Genomic DNA, 15,574 nt, shown 5'->3' on the forward strand with positions numbered 1-15,574 from the left:
CGGGCCCGGCCGCCCCGCGCCCGGGTCAGGCGGCGGCCAGATCGGCCACCGCCACCGCGAGGTTGTCGGGGGCGCCCTGCGCGCGGGCCCGGGCCAGCAGGGCCTCCGCGGCCTCCTCCGGAGTGCCGGCGGCCAGCGCGAGCGCCGTCTCCTCCGGGGGGACCACCGCGGAGAGGCCGTCCGTGCAGAGCAGCACGCGGTCCCCGGGCCGCAGCGCGTGCACCGTCAGCGACGGTTCCGGCACCGCCCCGCCGCCGTCGAGCGCCTTGAGCAGCAGCGCCCGGTCGGGCCGCGCCGCCGCCTCCTCCGGGCCCAGCTCCCCCGCGTCGACGAGCGCCTGCACCACCGTGTCGTCGCGTGTCAGCCGGCACAGCCGCCCCTCGCGCAACAGATGGGCCCGCGAGTCGCCGACGTGCGCGACGACGAGCCGGGTGCCGGCCAGCAGCGCGGCGGTCAGCGTCGTCCCGGAGCCGTCGAGGCCCGCGACCGCCCCGGCCGCCGTGCGGAACGCCTCCTCCAGCGCGTTCAGCCCGTCCCCGGCGCGCTCCGCGGACGGCCCCCGCCCGGGAGCCGCCGCCACCGCCTCGACCGCCGCCCGCGCGGCCCGTTCGCCCTCGGGGCCGTACCCGTCCGCGACCACGAGGAGCCGCGGCGCCACGTGCGCCGCGTCCTGCTGGAGGTCGCGGACGAGTCCCCGGTCGAGCAGGGCCGTGCCGGCCAGTACGTACGAAGGTCCGTCCGTCATGTCGGTCCCGTTTCCTTTCACACGCTCCACCAGGGAGGCGGCGAGGCCCCGCCGCGCCGCGGTCTCCGCCTCGACGGAGGCCCAGTACGCGCGGATCGCCCGCGCCGCCTCCTCCGGGTCCCGGGCGTGCAGCGCGCACACCCGCCCCACGTCGGCGAGCGGCATGCCGATCCGCCGCAGCCAGGCGATCAGCCGGGCCCGGTCCGTCTGCGCGTCGGCGTAGTAGCGGTAGCCGCTGTACGGGTCGACCCGGTCGGGCCGCAGCAGGCCCAGTTCGTCGTAGCGGCGCAGCGCCTTCGCGGAGAGCCCGGTGGCGCGGGCGAAGTCCCCGATGGTCAGTGCCATGGTCCGTCCACGCCCCTTCCCCGGACCGGGCCCCGTGCCCGGCACCGCCGATGCTGGGCCTTCCCCGCGGGGGAAGGTCAACGGGCGGCTCCGGCCCCGTCGGCGGAGGATGCCCTCATGGACACCACGACGCCCCTGCACATCAAACTCGAACTGGTCGGCGTGCCGGTCACCGACATCGACCGGGCCAAGGCCTTCTACGAACGGGTCGGGTTCCACACGGACCACGACATGACCGTCAGCGACGAGATCCGCTTCGTGCAGATGACCCCGCCGGGCTCGGCCTGCTCGATCGCCTTCGGGAAGGGCATCACGCGGATGGCCCCGGGCTCCCTCGACAACATGCAGGTCGTCGTCGAGGACATCGAGCGCGCCCACGCCGCGCTCACCGAGCGCGGCGTCGAGGTGGGGGAGATCGACGACCAGCCGTGGGGCTCCTTCGTGTACTTCGCCGACCCGGACGGCAACCGCTGGGCGGTCCAGCAGACGACGCCCCGCGGCCGCTGAGCCTCACCTGCGGTTGTACAGCCGCATCGTCACCGCGCCGAAGACCGCCACGAAGAGCACCGACCAGCCGAGCGACCAGGCGATGTCCGCCGCCGGCCACTCGCCGGCCATCAACTCCCGCACCGCCGTCGCCAGATGGGTCACCGGGCTGTTGTTCACGAACGCCTGGAGCCAGCCCGGCATGGTCTTCGGGTCGACGAAGACGTTGGAGAGGAAGGTCAGCGGGAAGATCACCATCATGCTGACGCCCATGACGGACTTCTCGCTGCGCAGCAGCAGGCCGAACATGGTCCAGATCCACGAGAACGAGAACGAGAAGACCAGCAGCAGCGCCACCCCGAGCAGCACGCCCACGATCCCGCCGTCGGGGCGGTAGCCGATGACCAGGCCGACGGTCAGCATCACGGCGGAGGCGATCAGATAGCGCACGACGTCGCCGAGGAGATAGCCGACCATCGGCGCCGGCCGCCAGATCGGCAGGGTGCGGAAGCGGTCGAAGACGCCCTTCTCGATGTCGGTGTTGACCGAGACCCCGGTGTACATCGTGATCATCACGACCGACATCACGAGGATGCCGGGCAGCAGGAACTGGATGTACGCCGAGACCGAGCCGGCCAGCGCGCCCCCGAAGAGGTACGTGTACATCAGCACCATCATGATCGGGAACGCCGTCACGTCGAACAGCTGCTCCGGCACGTGCTTGATCTTCAGCATCGCCCGCCAGCCGAAGGTGAGCGACGCGGAGAGCGCGCCGGGCCGGGGCGGCCGGCTCTGCCCGACGAGCAGGGCGGCGAGCTCCTCGGAGCGGGGCGCGGCGAGGTCCGCACCCGTGGCCGTGCCGGTTTCGGTGGACGTGGCGGAGCTCATGCGGCCGGTCCCTTCCGGTCGGTGAGGGCGAGGAAGACCTCGTCCAGGCTGGGCTGGCCGAGGGCGAAGTTGTCGACGGTGATCCCGGCGCGGGCCAGTTCGGCGAGGGCGCGGGCGGCCTGTTCGGCGGCGCCGAGGTCGGTGCCGTGGCCGTTGACGGTGGCGGTGAGCGCGACCGGGTCGGGATCGAACTGGACCTCGGCGTTCAGGGCCGTGGTGAGCACCCGGCCGGCCTCCGGCCGCTGCTCCGGGTCCCGGAGGCGCACGTGCACGGAGCCCGAGCCCACCGACGCCTTCAGCTCGCCCTTCGTGCCCTCCGCGATCACCCTGCCGTGGTCGATGACGGCGATCCGGGAGGCGAGCTGGTCGGCCTCGTCGAGGTACTGGGTGGTGAGCAGGACGGTGGTGCCCTGGTCGACGACGGCCCGCACGATGTCCCAGACCTGGTTGCGGCTGCGCGGGTCGAGGCCGGTGGTCGGCTCGTCGAGGAAGAGCAGGTCGGGGGTGTTGAGGATGGACGCGGCGATGTCGATGCGGCGCCGCATCCCGCCCGAGTAGTGCTTGACCTGCCGGTCGGCGGCCTCGGCGAGGCCGAAGGCGTCGAGCAGCTGCGCGGACCGGTCCCGGGCGGCGGGGCGGCCGTGGCCGAGGAGGCGGGCGAGGAGGACGAGGTTCTCGGTGCCGGTGAGGTCCTCGTCGACGGAGGCGTACTGCCCGGTGAGGCTCACCCTGCCCCGTACGGTGTCGGCCTCCGCGACGACGTCGTGGCCGAAGACCCGGGCGCGGCCCTCGTCCGGGCGGAGCAGGGTGGCGAGCATCTTCACGGCGGTGGTCTTGCCGGCGCCGTTGGGCCCGAGCAGCCCGTAGACGGTGCCGGCCGGCACGCGCAGGTCGACGCCGTCGACGGCGCGGTTCCCCCCGAAGACCTTCACGAGCCCCTCGGTCTCCACGGCGACGCCGTCACTCATCCCGGTGCCTCCTCCTCCGGACGGACACCCCTCCAGTCTGCTGCGGGACGGCCGACGACGCAGTCCGGAGGGGACGCGGAGGGGCGGGGGCGGGCTCGGGACACCCGTGGGGTGCGGGCCGGCTCAGTACGGCGCGGGGTGACCGGCGGCGTCCTCGTGCGTGTAGAAGAGGTAGAACGCGCCCGCGGCCACGCCCGCTCCCACCAGCAGCCCCAGGCCGCTCGACGAGAGCACGCTCGCCCCGGAGAGGCTGTAGAGGAAGCCGGTCGCGCCGCCCACGAGGGCGCCCCAGGCCGCGGCGCGCGCTTCGCGGGGCAGGACGTGGCCGTAGGTGCGGAGCGCCCAGATGCCGCCGGCCAGGAGGATCGCGGAGAGGAGGCCGAGCCAGAGCTGGCCCCAGGTGAGCGCCCCGCCGTGCCGCGAGACGGTGGCGGCGTAGAGGCCGTAGAGGACGCCGATGAGGGCGGGCAGGAAGGCGCCGTGCGTCTCCACCGAACGCCGGACGGGTACGGCTGCGTGTGCGGCCATGGCAGGAGCTCCTTCGGGTCGCCCCCCTGCTGCTGCACCCTCCAGGGCACACCCGCCGGGGGCGCCCCGCAAGTGGATCAGGGAGGGCACGGCGGACTCACTCGTTCGGCTCAACCAAAAGGTCGAAATCGTACGATTACTCCCACGATGGGGCCATGAGCCAGAACAGCACCCCTCCGCGCCCGGAGTCCGCACCCCGACCGCACCGGTCGGAGACCTCGCAGGCATGGTCCTCCGGCGGGACCCTCTTCGCCGGTGTCCTCATGCTGGTCACCGGCTTCATGGACATCTTCCAGGGCATCGCCGGGATCGCCGAGGACGACGTCTACACCCGCATCGGCGACTACGTCTTCAAGTTCAACCTCACCACCTGGGGCTGGATCCACCTGATCCTCGGCATCGTCGTCGCGATCGCCGGCTACGGGATCCTCAAGGGCGCCGAGTGGGGCCGGGTCGCCGGCATCTCCCTGGCGTCCCTCAACCTCCTCCTCCAGTTCCTCTTCCTGCCCTACCAGCCGTGGTGGGCGCTCTTCTCGATGGCCATCTCGGTCTTCGTGATCTGGGCCCTGGCCACGGACGACGCGTACGGCCCCGGCGAGCGGCTCTGACATGGCCCCACGCCCCCGCGCACGGGCGGGCGCACGGCTCCGGCACACCGCCGGGGCCGTGCTCCTCGCCCTCGCCGCCACCGGCACCGCGACCGGCTGCGACGCGGCGAAGGAGGCCGCCGGGGACCTCGTCTCCTCGGCGACCGCGGCCGTCGCCTCGGCCGCGCAGCAGAAGATGGACGAGATCAAGGACGGGGTGAACGCGACCGGGGACGTGACCGCCGGGGCGACCTCCGTCGACGGGGACCGCACCGTCGCCACGATCACGGCCACCAACCCCAAGTCCTCGGCGGCCGATTACACGGTCATGGTCACCTTCCGCGACGACGGCGGGAACCTCCTCGACACCGTCGTCCTGAACATCGACGCCGTCCCCGCCGGAGCCTCCAAGTCCGGCACGGCGCGCAGCAATCGGACCCTGTCGGGGGCGACCACCGCGGAGATCACGCAGGCCCTGCGACACTGAGAGGGTGGACCGAGCACACGCCGCCGCGACCGACGACGCCCCGGACACGGCGACCGCACCGCCCCCGCCTCCGCCCGTGCGGCCCAGGCGCCGCACCCGCGCGGCCGCCTGGGCCGCCAGCCCGCTCCTGGCCCTCCCGGCGGCCGTCGCCGGATGCCTGCTGCTCGGCGCCGACGGCGTCACGCCCCTCCCCCAGCTCCTCGCCCTGCTGCCCTGGCTGGCCCTCCCCGCCGGGCTCGGCCTGCTGCTCGCGGCCCTCGCCCGGCGCCGGGTCCTCTCCTTCCTCGCGGCGCTCGTCCTCGCCGGCACCGCGGGGGCGTCGCTGCCGTCCGCGGCGCCCGCCGCCGTCGCCCACGGCGCCCCCGTCGCCCGGATCCGGGTCATCGCCTCGAACGTCGAGTTCGGACAGGGCACCGGCTCCCTCATCGACCTCGCGCTGCGCGAGCGGCCCCAGCTCCTCTACGTCTCCGAGTGCGACCCCGCCTGCGGGCGGGCGCTGGCCGCCGCGCTGTCCCGGCAGCTGCCGCACCGGGTCGCGGTCGAGGCGGAGGGCTCGTCGGGGTCGGTGATCCTCAGCGCCTACCCGCTGCGCGACCGGTCCGCCGTGCCCGCCGCGATGGGGATGCCCGGCGCCACCGCGGAGATCGCCGGCCGGGAGGTGCGGCTCCAGCTCGCGCACCCGCTGCCGCCCGTGCCCGGCCAGGTGGGGCGCTGGAAGGGCGAACTGGCCCGGCTGCGGGCGGCGGTGGACGCCCGGCCGGCCGGCGAGACCCTGCTGCTGGCCGGCGACTTCAACGCCTCGCAGGACCACGCCGCCTTCCGCGCCTTCTCCGAGGGCCGTCCGCTCCTCGACGCGGCCCGCGCCACCGGCTCCTCCCGCACCCCCACCTGGCCGGCCGAGGGCCCGCTGCCGCCGTTCGTCCAGATCGACCACGTCCTCACCAGCCCCGACCTCACCGCCGTCGCCACCCGCTTCCTCCCGGTCCCCGGCAGCGACCACCGGGCCGTCCTCGCCGACCTCGACCTGCACGACGGCCGCTGATCGGCCACGCTGGGAGCATGGACAACGAGCAGATCCTCGACGACATCGGCACGCTCGTGGAAGAGGAACGGGCCCTGCGCCGGCGCACCGGCGGCCTCCTCCCCGAGGAGCGGGAGCGCCTCGCGGAGCTGGAGGTCCGCCTCGACCAGTGCTGGGACCTGCTGCGCCAGCGCCGCGCCAAGTCCGAGTTCGGCGAGGACCCCGACACCGCGGCCCTGCGCCCCGCCGCGGAGGTCGAGTCCTACCGCAACTGACCCCGCCCGCCGCGCCGCTGACGCGTCACCCGCCACGGCCCCCCGCACGCTGCCGGGACCGGCGGCGGACGTCCGCGTAAGTTGGGGGGCATGGGTCGTGGACGTGGCGGGAACGGTCGGCTTGCTCCTCCCGCGTGGCTGACCGCGGGGCTCCGGCCCGCACCCGCGCCCATCCCCTGGGCCGCCGTCGTCCGCGCCTCCCTCGCCCTGTCGCTGCCCCTCGCCGCCGGCCTCGCCCTGGACCGGCCCGCCGAGGGCGCGCTGGTCTCCATGGGCGCCCTCTCCGGCGTCATCGGCGACACCGCGGACGCCTACCGGATGCGGATCTTCAACATCGCCGTCCCGCAGCTCTTCGGCGCGCTCGGCGTCACGCTCGGCACGCTCGTCTTCGGCCAGGGCTGGCTCGCGGTGGCGACGCTGACGCTCGTCGCGCTCGCCTCCGGGATGATCTCCTCGATCGGCGCGGTCGCCTCCGCCTCCGGCCTCCTGCTGCTCCTCAACGCCGTCGTCGGCGCGGGCCTGCCCATGCCCGACCCGTGGTGGAAGGCACCGGTCCTGCTGACCCTCGGCGGCCTGGTCGTCCTCGCCCTGACGCTCCTCGGCTGGCCACTGCGCCGGGTCGCCCCCGAGCGGGCCGCGGTGGCCGCCACCTACCGCACGGTCGCCGAACTGTACGAGGCCGCGGGCTCGGAGACGTACCAGGAGAAGCGGCACGCGGTCACCGCCTCGCTCAACCAGTCCTACGACCTGATCCTGGCCCGCCGCACCCGTCAGCACGGCCGCACCTCCTCGCTCGCCCGGCTGCTCGCGCAGCTCAACGTCCTGATCCCGCTCCTGGAGGCGGCCCCCGCCGCCGACCTGCGCGTCCGGCTCCACGGCCCGCTGCCGCCCGCCGTCGCCACGACGATCCGCCGGCTGGCCGACGCGGTCGAGACCGGCCCGACCGGGCGCCCCGACCCGGAGCTCCCGACGGCCGTCCGCCCCGCCGAGAAGGCCGTCGAGCACGCCCTGCGGCACGCCGCCACCGTCGTCCACGAGGACGAGCCCGACCCCTACAACGTCGACGACCGGCTCGGCCGCCCCGCCGCGCTCACCGTCCGCGCCCGCCGCGCCGCCCGCACGATGCTGCTCTCCGCGCCGTCCTGGCGCTACGGACTCCGCCTGGCGCTCTGCATCGGCCTCGCCCAGGCCCTGGTCTCGCTGATCGAGGTGCCCCGCTCGTACTGGGTGGCGCTCACCGTCACCTTCGTCATGAAGCCCGACTTCGGCTCGGTCTTCTCCCGGGCCGTGCTGCGCGCCGTCGGCACCTGCCTGGGCCTGGTCTCCGCCGCGCTGGTCCTCGCCGAGGTGCCCCGCGGCTGGTGGGACGTCCCCGTGATGGCGGTCCTCGCCGCGCTCATCCCGGCCTTCTCCGCGAAGGGCTACGCCTTCCAGACCGCGGCCATCACCCCCGTCATCCTGCTCCTCTCCGACACCCTCAACCAGCAGGGCTTCGACCTCGTCCTGCCCCGCCTGTACGACTCCCTCATCGGCTGCGCCATCGCCCTGGTCGCCGGCTACCTGCTCTGGCCGGAGTCCTGGCACAGCCGGATCGGCGACCGGCTCGCCGATGCGGTCGCCGACACCGCCGCCTACGTGGACCGCGCCTTCGGCGGCCCGGCGGACGCGGGCCGGCTGCGGGCCCGCCGCAAGCTCTACCGGGACCTGTCGGCGGTCCGCTCCGAGTTCCAGCGGGCCCTCACCGAACCGCCGCCGACCGGCACCCGCGCCGCCGCCTGGTGGCCGCTCGCCATCGCCGTCGAGCGGATCGTCGACGCCACCACCGCCGCCCGCATCCGGGTGGCCCACGGCGCCCCTCCGCCGGACCCGGCGGAGGTCACCGCCGTCGCCCGCGAACTGCGCGAACTCGCCGAGGGACTGCGCGGCACCGACACCCTGTTCGCGGTCCGCACGGAGCTGCCCGGAGACGACGAGGGCGTCCTCGCCCCGGTCCGCCAGGAGGTGCGCGCGGCCCGCGCCATCGCCGGTCCCGAACTGCGATAAACCCCTTCCGGGACGGTACGCGGGGGCGCGAAGGAGAACTTACCGGCGGTCACGGAACGGAACCCTCCTGCCACCGTTACCGGATTCCACCGGGACGACTACGATGCGCTCGACCGCCCCGCCGTGATCCGCGCCCGCACCCGTGCCCGCGACCGCCCAGGCCGCCGAACGGCACGCCGGACGGGCCGTTCCGCCCTGCCCGACCCGCCCGACCCGCACCCCTCACGCTCCTCCCGCTCCCTCCCTCCCCTCCGTCGTCCGGAACCCCCACACCCGCTCCCAGGACTCCGAGGACACCGTCATGCGCACGACCACCAGCAGAGGGCTCCAGCCCAATGTCCTCGGCACCTTCGACACGATCGTGATGGCCGTCGCCGGCAGCGCCCCCGCCTACTCGCTGGCCGCCACCACCGCCGTGCTCTTCGGGGCGGTCGGGCTGGCCGGACCGGCCGCGCTGCTCTACTGCGCGATACCCATGTTCGGCATCGTCCTCGCCTACGCCCGGCTCGGCCGGATCGACGTCAACGCGGGCGCCGGGTACTCCTGGGTGGGCCGCACCCTCCACCCCTTCCTGGGCTTCCTGTCCGGCTGGGCGCTGGTCTTCGCCGCCACCGTCTTCATGGTGGCGGGCTCGCTGCCGGCCGGATCGCTCACCCTCGCCCTGATCGACCCCGACCTCGCCGCCTCCACCCCGCTGGCCGCCGCCGTCGGCGCCTGCTGGTTCCTGCTGATGCTCGGCGTCGTCCTGGGCGGTGCCCGGCTCACCGTGCGGGCCCAACTCCTCATGTCAGGCGTCGAGATGGCGATCCTGCTGGCCTTCGTGCTGGCGGCGGTGGCGCACCGGGGCCGGGCGGTCGCCTTCGACTGGTCCTGGTTCGGCCTCGGGCACTTCCACGGCCCCGAGGGCTTCGCCGCGGGCGCGCTGATCGCCGCGTTCTACTACTGGGGCTGGGACGTCACCAGCAACCTCAGCGAGGAGACCCGGAACAGCCGGCGGACCGCCGGGCTCGCCGCCCTGGTCGGCGTCGGCTTCGTCTTCCTCCTCTTCGTGGCCTTCACGGTCGCGGTGAACGTGCTGCTGCCCGCCGACCGGATCCTGTCCGCGGGGCCGAACGTGCTCGCCGTCCTCGGCGAGGAGATCTGGCCCGGCGTCGGCGGGAAACTGCTGGTCGTCGCCGTGATCCTGTCCACCGTCGCGACCCTGGAGACCACCCTGCTCCAGGTGACCCGCTCGCTCTTCGCGATGGGCCGCGACCGGACCCTGCCGTCCGCCCTCGGCCTCGTCCACCCCCGCTGGAACACCCCCTGGGTCGCGGTCGCCGCCGTCGGCGCCGCCGCGCTCGTCCTCTTCGCCGGAGCGGCCGCCGCCGGCTCCGTCCAGCGGATCCTGCGCGACGCCGTCTCCGCGATCGGCCTCCAGATCGCCTTCTACTACGGCCTGGCCGGCATCGCCGCCGTCGTCGCGTACAAGTCGCTGCTGCTGCGCTCCGCGCGGAACCTGCTCCTTGGCGGGGTGTGGCCGCTGCTCGGCTCCGCGTTCATGCTGTGGGCCTTCGTCGAGTCGCTCGGCGAGCTGTCCACCACCGCCCTCGCCATCGGCCTCGGCGGCCTCGCCGCCGGACTCGTCCCGATGGCCGTCTACTGGCGCAAGGGCAGCGACTACTACCGCCCCGCCCGCCTGGACGCGCGCCGCGCGCTCGCCGCCGCCGGCGAGGCCGCCCCGACGACCCCGGGCACCCGCCTGCGGGACAAGAGCTACGCCACGGACTTCTGACACCACCGAGGCCCCACCGCAGCACCGACACACCGACGCACCTACCGGAGCACGACCGAAGGAGGTCACCCATGGGCGTACGCCGACGCGCCCTCAGGCGGTCCCGCGGGGAGCGGTTCACGCCCGACTTCGACCCGGACTTCGGTGACCGCGCGCTGACCGAGGCCCGCCACGACATCGTCATCGGCCGCTGGCAGGGCGTACGGGACCTGCTCGCCGCCACCGGGGACGACTGGGGCCGCCGCACCCACCGCGTCCGGCTGCTCTCGCACGCCGCCGCCGGCAGCTCCACCGTCGAGACCTGGCGGGCCGCCGAACCGCACAGCGCGGACGCGGCGGTGCTGCGGGCCGCGACCGAGGTGGTCCGGGTCTTCGACGCGGCCATCGCCGCAGGCCGGGGCGCGGCCGTCGACCGGTCCCGGATCGACACGGCCGTGGACGCCTGCCGGGACGCGGCCGACGCGGCGCCCGCCGACCCGATGCCCTGGGTCTCCCTGCTGTCCGTGGCACGGCTGTACGAGGGCGGCGTGCCGCGCCGCGAACTCCGCTACTGGTTCGACGAACTGCGCCGCCGCGACCCGTACAACACCGAGGGCCACGTCCAGGTGCTCCGCTACCTCTCGGCCCGCTGGCACGGCACCCACGGCTCCATGTACGACTTCGCGCGCGACGCCGCCGGGGTCGCCCCGCCCGGCTCCGCCCTGCCGGTCCTGGTGCAGGTCGCGCGGGTGGAGGAGTACCGCTACATCGCGGACGGGGCGCTGGGGCGGGGCCCGGTGCGCGGCTTCGACCAGCACTGGAAGCACGAGCTGGCGGTGACCGAGCTGCGGCGCACCCGCGACCGCTGGATCGGCGGCCGGGACCCCGCGCGACCGATCGCCCCGGAGGAGGTCGGCGACCTCAACTTCCTCGCGCACGCGGCCTGCTACGCGGGCCAGGTGGAGCTGGCGCGGGAGCTGATGGGCCTGCTGGGCACGCGGGCGGCCTGGGTCCCGTGGGCGTACACGGGCGACCCGGAGGAGCAGTTCACGCGCTTCCGGGAGGGCCTGGGGGTCGGCTGACCGCCGGGCCCTCCCGGTGCGGGCGTCAGACGCCGATGTCGCCGCCGTCGTTGCGCCAGACCGCGACGACGGACGGCCGGACGATCCGGCCCGGCCCGTCGGGCCAGACCGAGGCCGGGTTCTCGACGGACGCGCCGTCGAGCTCGCCCGGGTGCTGCACGGCGACCAGGACGCGCCGGTCCTGGATGACCGGGCCGCAGGTCTCGGCGCCCCGGGGCACGGTGAGGAACTGCTTCAGCTCACCGCGCCGCTCGCCGTGCACGGCCACGCCGAAGAGGCCGTCGTGCGAGCCGAGCTGGTTGCCGTCGGTGGAGATCCACAGGTTGCCGTGCGGGTCGAAGGCCACGTTGTCCGGGCAGGAGATCGGCGAGACCTTGTCCTTCGGGTAGCCCGCGAAGTAGGTGGCCGGGTCGTCCGGGTCGCCCGCGACGAGGAAGAGGCGCCAGGCGAAGCCGTCGGCGGACGGGTCGTCCCAGTGCTCGGCCAGCTCCAGGACCTGCCCGTGCTTGTTGAGGTTGCGCGGGTTGGCCTCGTCGACACCGGGGTTGGTGCCCTTGCCCCGGTTGGTGTTGTTCGTCAGCGCGACGTACACCCGGCCGGTGCGCGGCGAGGGCTCCACGTCCTCGGGCCGGTCCATCTTCGTCGCGCCCGCCTTGTCACCGGCGAGGCGCGTGAAGACGAAGACCTCCTCGGCGGTCATCCCGGGCACGTGCGAGACGGCGCCCTCGGGACCGGCCGTGGCCAGCGGGATCCAGGTGCCGGAACCGTCGAACTCGCCGTCGTTCGGGAGCTTGCCGGTGCCGTCGAGCTCGGCGGCCGGGGAGTCGCCGGTCAGCCTGGCGACGTACAGCGTGCCCTCGTCGAGCAGCGTGAGGTTGTGGGCCCGCGCCTTCCGCGAGTCGCCCTTCATCATCCGCTTCGACGACACGAACTTGTAGAAGTAGTCGAACCGCTCGTCGTCGCCCATGTAGACGACCGGACGCCCGTCGGCGGTCAGGCGCGGCTGCGCCGCCTCGTGCTTGAAGCGGCCGAGCGCGGTGCGCTTGCGGGGCGTGGACTCCGGGTCGTACGGGTCGAGTTCGACGACCCAGCCGAAGCGGTGCACCTCGTTCGGCTCCTGCGCCAGGTCGAAGCGCTTGTCGAACCGCTCCCACTTGCGCTCGGAGGCGCCGGTGCCCACGCCGTACCGCTTGTCCGTGGCGGACGAGCCGTTGGCGAAGTACTGGTTGAAGTTCTCCTCGCCGTGCAGCGTCGTGCCCCACGGGGTGGTGCCGCCCGCGCAGTTGTTGAGCGTGCCGAGGACGGTACGGCCCTTCGGGTCGGCCGAGGTCCGCACCAGCGCGCCGCCCGCGGCGGGCCCGGTCAGCTCGAACGCGCTGGTCGTGTGCAGGCGCCGGTTCAGCGGGTGACGGCGGACCGGCGTCAGCCGGCCGCTGCGCCGCTCCTCCTGCACCACCACGACGGAGAGGCCGTGCGCCGCCCAGGCGATCTCGACCTGCTCGCGGGTCGGGTTCGCGGCGTCGTAGCCGCGGAACATCAGGACCTCGTCGGTGTACTCGTGGTTGGCGACGAGCACCTGGCGGTCGTGCTCCCCGCGCAGCGGCAGCAGCGAGAGGAAGTCGTTGTTGTACCCGAACTGCCCGGCCTGCGCCTCGGCGGTCTGGCGCTCGGAGTCGAAGGCGGGGGCGCCGCGGAGGATCGGCTCGCCCCAGCGGATGACGACGTTCTGCCCGTACCCGGACGGCACGGTGACCCGGTCCTCGGTGTTCGGCGCGACCGGCGCGAACCGGAGGCCGCGGGCCCCGTCGGCGAGCGGCGGCCGCCCGTGCCCCGGGTGCGCCTCGGCGGCGGCCGCGCCGCCGAACACCACGGAACCGCCGGCCGCGGAGGCGACGGTCACGACGGCGGCGGCGCGGAGCGCGGAGCGGCGGGACAGCACGCCGGTGATGACGTCGCCGACGTACGCGTTGTCGCTGGTGTTCGGCACCTCCTGGAAGCAGGCGTCACCACACCGGAATCGACAGGTAAGGGCGGAACGACCGCCTCCGTGCGGGTTCGTGCCGATCAGCGGCAGCAGCTTGCGCACTGGGTCCTCCTCCGGCGCAGCACTGCGCCGACATGGTGTCGGGAATCCGTTCGGCCGTGACGCTATGTGTGCACATCTGCACGAGGGCGGCGGCGGAATGAACGCCCGATGAATGCGCGGCAACCGTGACCTACCGGGTCCCCGGAAGCGGAGGACGCGGCCGCTAACCTTACGTGTCCGCCCTGGCCAGGGGTGAAGGACGCATACCGCATCCAACTCATGCGAAAGGGTTCGCCCATGGGTATTCGGAGCTTGCTGCGCAAGGTGTTCGGCCGCGACCGCGAAGATCCCGCGACCCCCTCCGTCCCTCCCCAGTCCCGCGACCCCCACACGCCGGACGCCACCCCCGCCCCCGAACCCGCCCGGTCCGCCGAGCTCCCGGCCTCCCCCGAGCCCGCCGAGCCCACCGAGGCCCCCGAGACGGCGGCCCGCAAGGCGGCGGACGACCTGGTCGCCGCCTCCTTCGACAACCCCCAGATCCCGAAGGCCCGCAGGGCGGATTCGGTGGATGCGGTGTCGCCGGCAGAGCCGGTGGATGCGGTGGAGCCGGTGGAGCCGGTGGAGTCGGCCGAGGCCGATGTGAACGCGGAGACGAAGCCGGAGGCGGAGGTGACGGTCGGGGAGCCGGCGCCCGCCGCCGACGCGGAGCCGACCCCGGCCGCCGAGGCGGAAGCGGAACCGGAGGCGAAGGCCGACGCGGAGCCGGAGACGAAGGTGGACGCCGTCGCGGACACCGAGACGGCGGCTGCTGTCGAGGCCGCGCCTTCGGCGGACGCGGACGTGGACGCTTCGGCGGACGCGGACGCGGACGTGAAGGCCGAGGCCGAGGTAACGACGGACGCGCCGGTCGCCGAGGCGGAGCCGGAGACGGCCGCCGTGGAGACGGAGCCGACCGCCGAGGCGGACGCGGAGGCAGACGCTTCGGCGGACGTGAAGGCCGAGGCCGAGGTAACGACGGACGCGCCGGTCGCCGAGGCGGAGCCGGAGACGGCCGCCGTGGAGACGGAGCCGACCGCCGAGGCGGACGCGGAGCCGGAGGCCGTCGCGGACGCGGAGCCGGAGGCCGTCGCGGACACCGAGCCGGAGGCCGTCGCGGACACCGAGCCGGAGGCCGCTCCGGAGGCGGCAGCCGAGGTGAAGGCGGAGGACGCGGAGGCGACCCCGGCCACCGTCGCGGACGCGGAGCCGGAGGCCAAGCCGGAAGCCGTCGCGGACACCGAGACGGCGGACGCTTCCGCTGCCCCGGAGGTGGCGGAGCCCACGGCCGACGCCGACGCGGAGGCGGAAGCCGCCGCCGAGGCCGACACCGAGCCGAGCGCGGCCCCCGAGGCGGACGCGACGGTGGATGCGACGGCGGACGCGGATGCCGACGCGGAGCCCGTCGCCGAGGCGGACACCACCCCGGCGGCCCAGCCGGAGGCGGAGGAGTCTGCCGAGCCCGAGCCGGTCGCCGTCGCCGAGCCGGCGCAGCCGGAGGCCGAGGCGGCCGCCGAGGTCGAGCCGGTCGTCGAGCCCGAGCCGGTCGCCGCGCAGGCGGAGGCCCCGGCCACCGGCACCAGCGGCACCGCGGAGGCCCCCCGCGCCGACCTCCCCCCGCACCTCCGTGACGCGTACGCCGCCGCCGGGGGCGTGCTGCGGCAGGTGGGGCTCGGGGAGGCCCGGGCCCGGGTGTACCTGGTCGTGGACCGGTCCGGGTCGATGCGCGGGTACTTCAAGGACGGGTCCGTGCAGCGGCTCGCCGAGCAGGCGGTCGCGCTCGCCGCGCACCTGGACGAGGACGCGACGGTCACGACCGTGTTCTTCTCGACCGACATCGACGGGGTCGTCGACCTGACGCCCGCCGACCTCACCCCCACCCGGGTGGAGGAGGTCAACGCCGGTCTCGGCCGCCTCGGCCGGACGAACTACCACCGTGCCGTCGAGGAGGTGCTGGCCCACCACGAGAAGGCGGACCCGGCCCGCCCGGCGCTGGTGATCTTCCAGACGGACGGCGCCCCCGAGTCCCGTACCGCCGCGAACCAGGCCCTGGCCGAGGCGGCCGGACGTCCGGTCCACTGGCGCTTCACCGCCTGGGGCGAGGAGGACGGCAAGGGCTTCGACTACCTGCGGAAGCTCACCGCCGACCGTACGGCCACGCACTTCGCGGGCCCGGCGCCGGTCGGGACCCCGCACGCGGAGTTCTACGAGGGCGTCCTCGCCGGTCTCGACCTGTAGGCACCCGCCCGCCCCCTGCTCTCTTATCGATGTGAGTGGATCTTCGGACGCCCGTTAGGATTTCGA

General features: G+C 74.6%; 14 protein-coding genes. 9 read left to right on the top strand and 5 right to left on the bottom strand.

Annotated features, from left to right (window positions below):
* Positions 1 to 25: 25 nt before the first annotated feature.
* Positions 26 to 1,090: a MerR family transcriptional regulator gene (locus IE321_RS13500; RefSeq protein WP_190223041.1), complete on the bottom strand. Its 1,065-nt coding sequence runs from the start codon at positions 1,088 to 1,090 to the stop codon at positions 26 to 28.
* Between the two features lie 135 nt (positions 1,091 to 1,225).
* On the opposite strand from IE321_RS13500, the gene IE321_RS13505 reads away from it, so the two are divergent.
* Positions 1,226 to 1,597 (top strand): VOC family protein, encoded by a 372-nt coding sequence (locus IE321_RS13505; protein WP_190223077.1) that lies wholly within the window; start codon positions 1,226 to 1,228, stop codon positions 1,595 to 1,597.
* A 3-nt stretch (positions 1,598 to 1,600) separates the two neighbouring features.
* Here IE321_RS13505 and IE321_RS13510 read toward each other — a convergent pair whose 3' ends face one another.
* The 3 genes from IE321_RS13510 to IE321_RS13520 all read right to left on the bottom strand — a co-directional run bounded on the left by IE321_RS13510 (position 1,601) and on the right by IE321_RS13520 (position 3,960).
* A complete protein-coding gene (locus IE321_RS13510; protein ID WP_043227417.1) occupies positions 1,601 to 2,464 on the bottom strand; it encodes an ABC transporter permease in 864 nt (287 codons plus the stop codon).
* Complete coding sequence (locus tag IE321_RS13515; protein ID WP_190223042.1) at positions 2,461 to 3,432, bottom strand: ATP-binding cassette domain-containing protein; 972 nt, start codon at positions 3,430 to 3,432, stop codon at positions 2,461 to 2,463. The genes IE321_RS13510 and IE321_RS13515 overlap by 4 nt, the downstream gene beginning before the upstream one ends.
* 123 nt (positions 3,433 to 3,555) lie before the next feature.
* On the bottom strand, positions 3,556 to 3,960 hold the full coding sequence (locus tag IE321_RS13520; protein WP_043227413.1) for a hypothetical protein: 405 nt from the start codon (positions 3,958 to 3,960) through the stop codon (positions 3,556 to 3,558).
* A gap of 155 nt (positions 3,961 to 4,115) precedes the next feature.
* On the opposite strand from IE321_RS13520, the gene IE321_RS13525 reads away from it, so the two are divergent.
* From IE321_RS13525 to IE321_RS13555, 7 genes are all read left to right on the top strand, one after another.
* Complete coding sequence (locus tag IE321_RS13525) at positions 4,116 to 4,568, top strand: DUF7144 family membrane protein (protein ID WP_043227412.1); 453 nt, start codon at positions 4,116 to 4,118, stop codon at positions 4,566 to 4,568.
* A gap of 1 nt (position 4,569) precedes the next feature.
* Positions 4,570 to 5,034: a hypothetical protein gene (locus IE321_RS13530; protein WP_158983424.1), complete on the top strand. Its 465-nt coding sequence runs from the start codon at positions 4,570 to 4,572 to the stop codon at positions 5,032 to 5,034.
* Between the two features lie 4 nt (positions 5,035 to 5,038).
* Positions 5,039 to 6,076 carry an endonuclease/exonuclease/phosphatase family protein gene (locus IE321_RS13535; protein WP_190223043.1) on the top strand — a complete coding sequence of 346 codons (1,038 nt, stop codon included), beginning with the start codon at positions 5,039 to 5,041 and terminating at the stop codon, positions 6,074 to 6,076.
* A gap of 17 nt (positions 6,077 to 6,093) precedes the next feature.
* Positions 6,094 to 6,330 (top strand): DUF2630 family protein, encoded by a 237-nt coding sequence (locus IE321_RS13540; protein ID WP_190223044.1) that lies wholly within the window; start codon positions 6,094 to 6,096, stop codon positions 6,328 to 6,330.
* Positions 6,331 to 6,420: 90 nt separating this feature from the next.
* Positions 6,421 to 8,373 (top strand): FUSC family protein, encoded by a 1,953-nt coding sequence (locus tag IE321_RS13545; protein WP_190223045.1) that lies wholly within the window; start codon positions 6,421 to 6,423, stop codon positions 8,371 to 8,373.
* A gap of 301 nt (positions 8,374 to 8,674) precedes the next feature.
* The gene (locus tag IE321_RS13550; RefSeq protein ID WP_043227463.1) at positions 8,675 to 10,147 is read left to right on the top strand and encodes an APC family permease; all 1,473 of its coding nucleotides are present in this window, start codon (positions 8,675 to 8,677) and stop codon (positions 10,145 to 10,147) included.
* Between the two features lie 71 nt (positions 10,148 to 10,218).
* Positions 10,219 to 11,208 carry a hypothetical protein gene (locus tag IE321_RS13555; protein ID WP_043227405.1) on the top strand — a complete coding sequence of 330 codons (990 nt, stop codon included), beginning with the start codon at positions 10,219 to 10,221 and terminating at the stop codon, positions 11,206 to 11,208.
* A 25-nt stretch (positions 11,209 to 11,233) separates the two neighbouring features.
* On the opposite strand, the gene IE321_RS13560 is transcribed toward IE321_RS13555, so the two are convergent.
* Positions 11,234 to 13,294 carry a PhoX family protein gene (locus IE321_RS13560; protein WP_190223046.1) on the bottom strand — a complete coding sequence of 687 codons (2,061 nt, stop codon included), beginning with the start codon at positions 13,292 to 13,294 and terminating at the stop codon, positions 11,234 to 11,236.
* A gap of 237 nt (positions 13,295 to 13,531) precedes the next feature.
* Between IE321_RS13560 and IE321_RS13565 the strand changes: the two genes are divergently transcribed.
* A complete protein-coding gene (locus tag IE321_RS13565; RefSeq protein ID WP_190223047.1) occupies positions 13,532 to 15,508 on the top strand; it encodes a VWA domain-containing protein in 1,977 nt (658 codons plus the stop codon).
* Positions 15,509 to 15,574 lie beyond the last annotated feature (66 nt).

This window comes from Streptomyces hydrogenans, from assembly GCF_014656075.1.
GTDB lineage: Bacteria > Actinomycetota > Actinomycetes > Streptomycetales > Streptomycetaceae > Streptomyces > Streptomyces hydrogenans.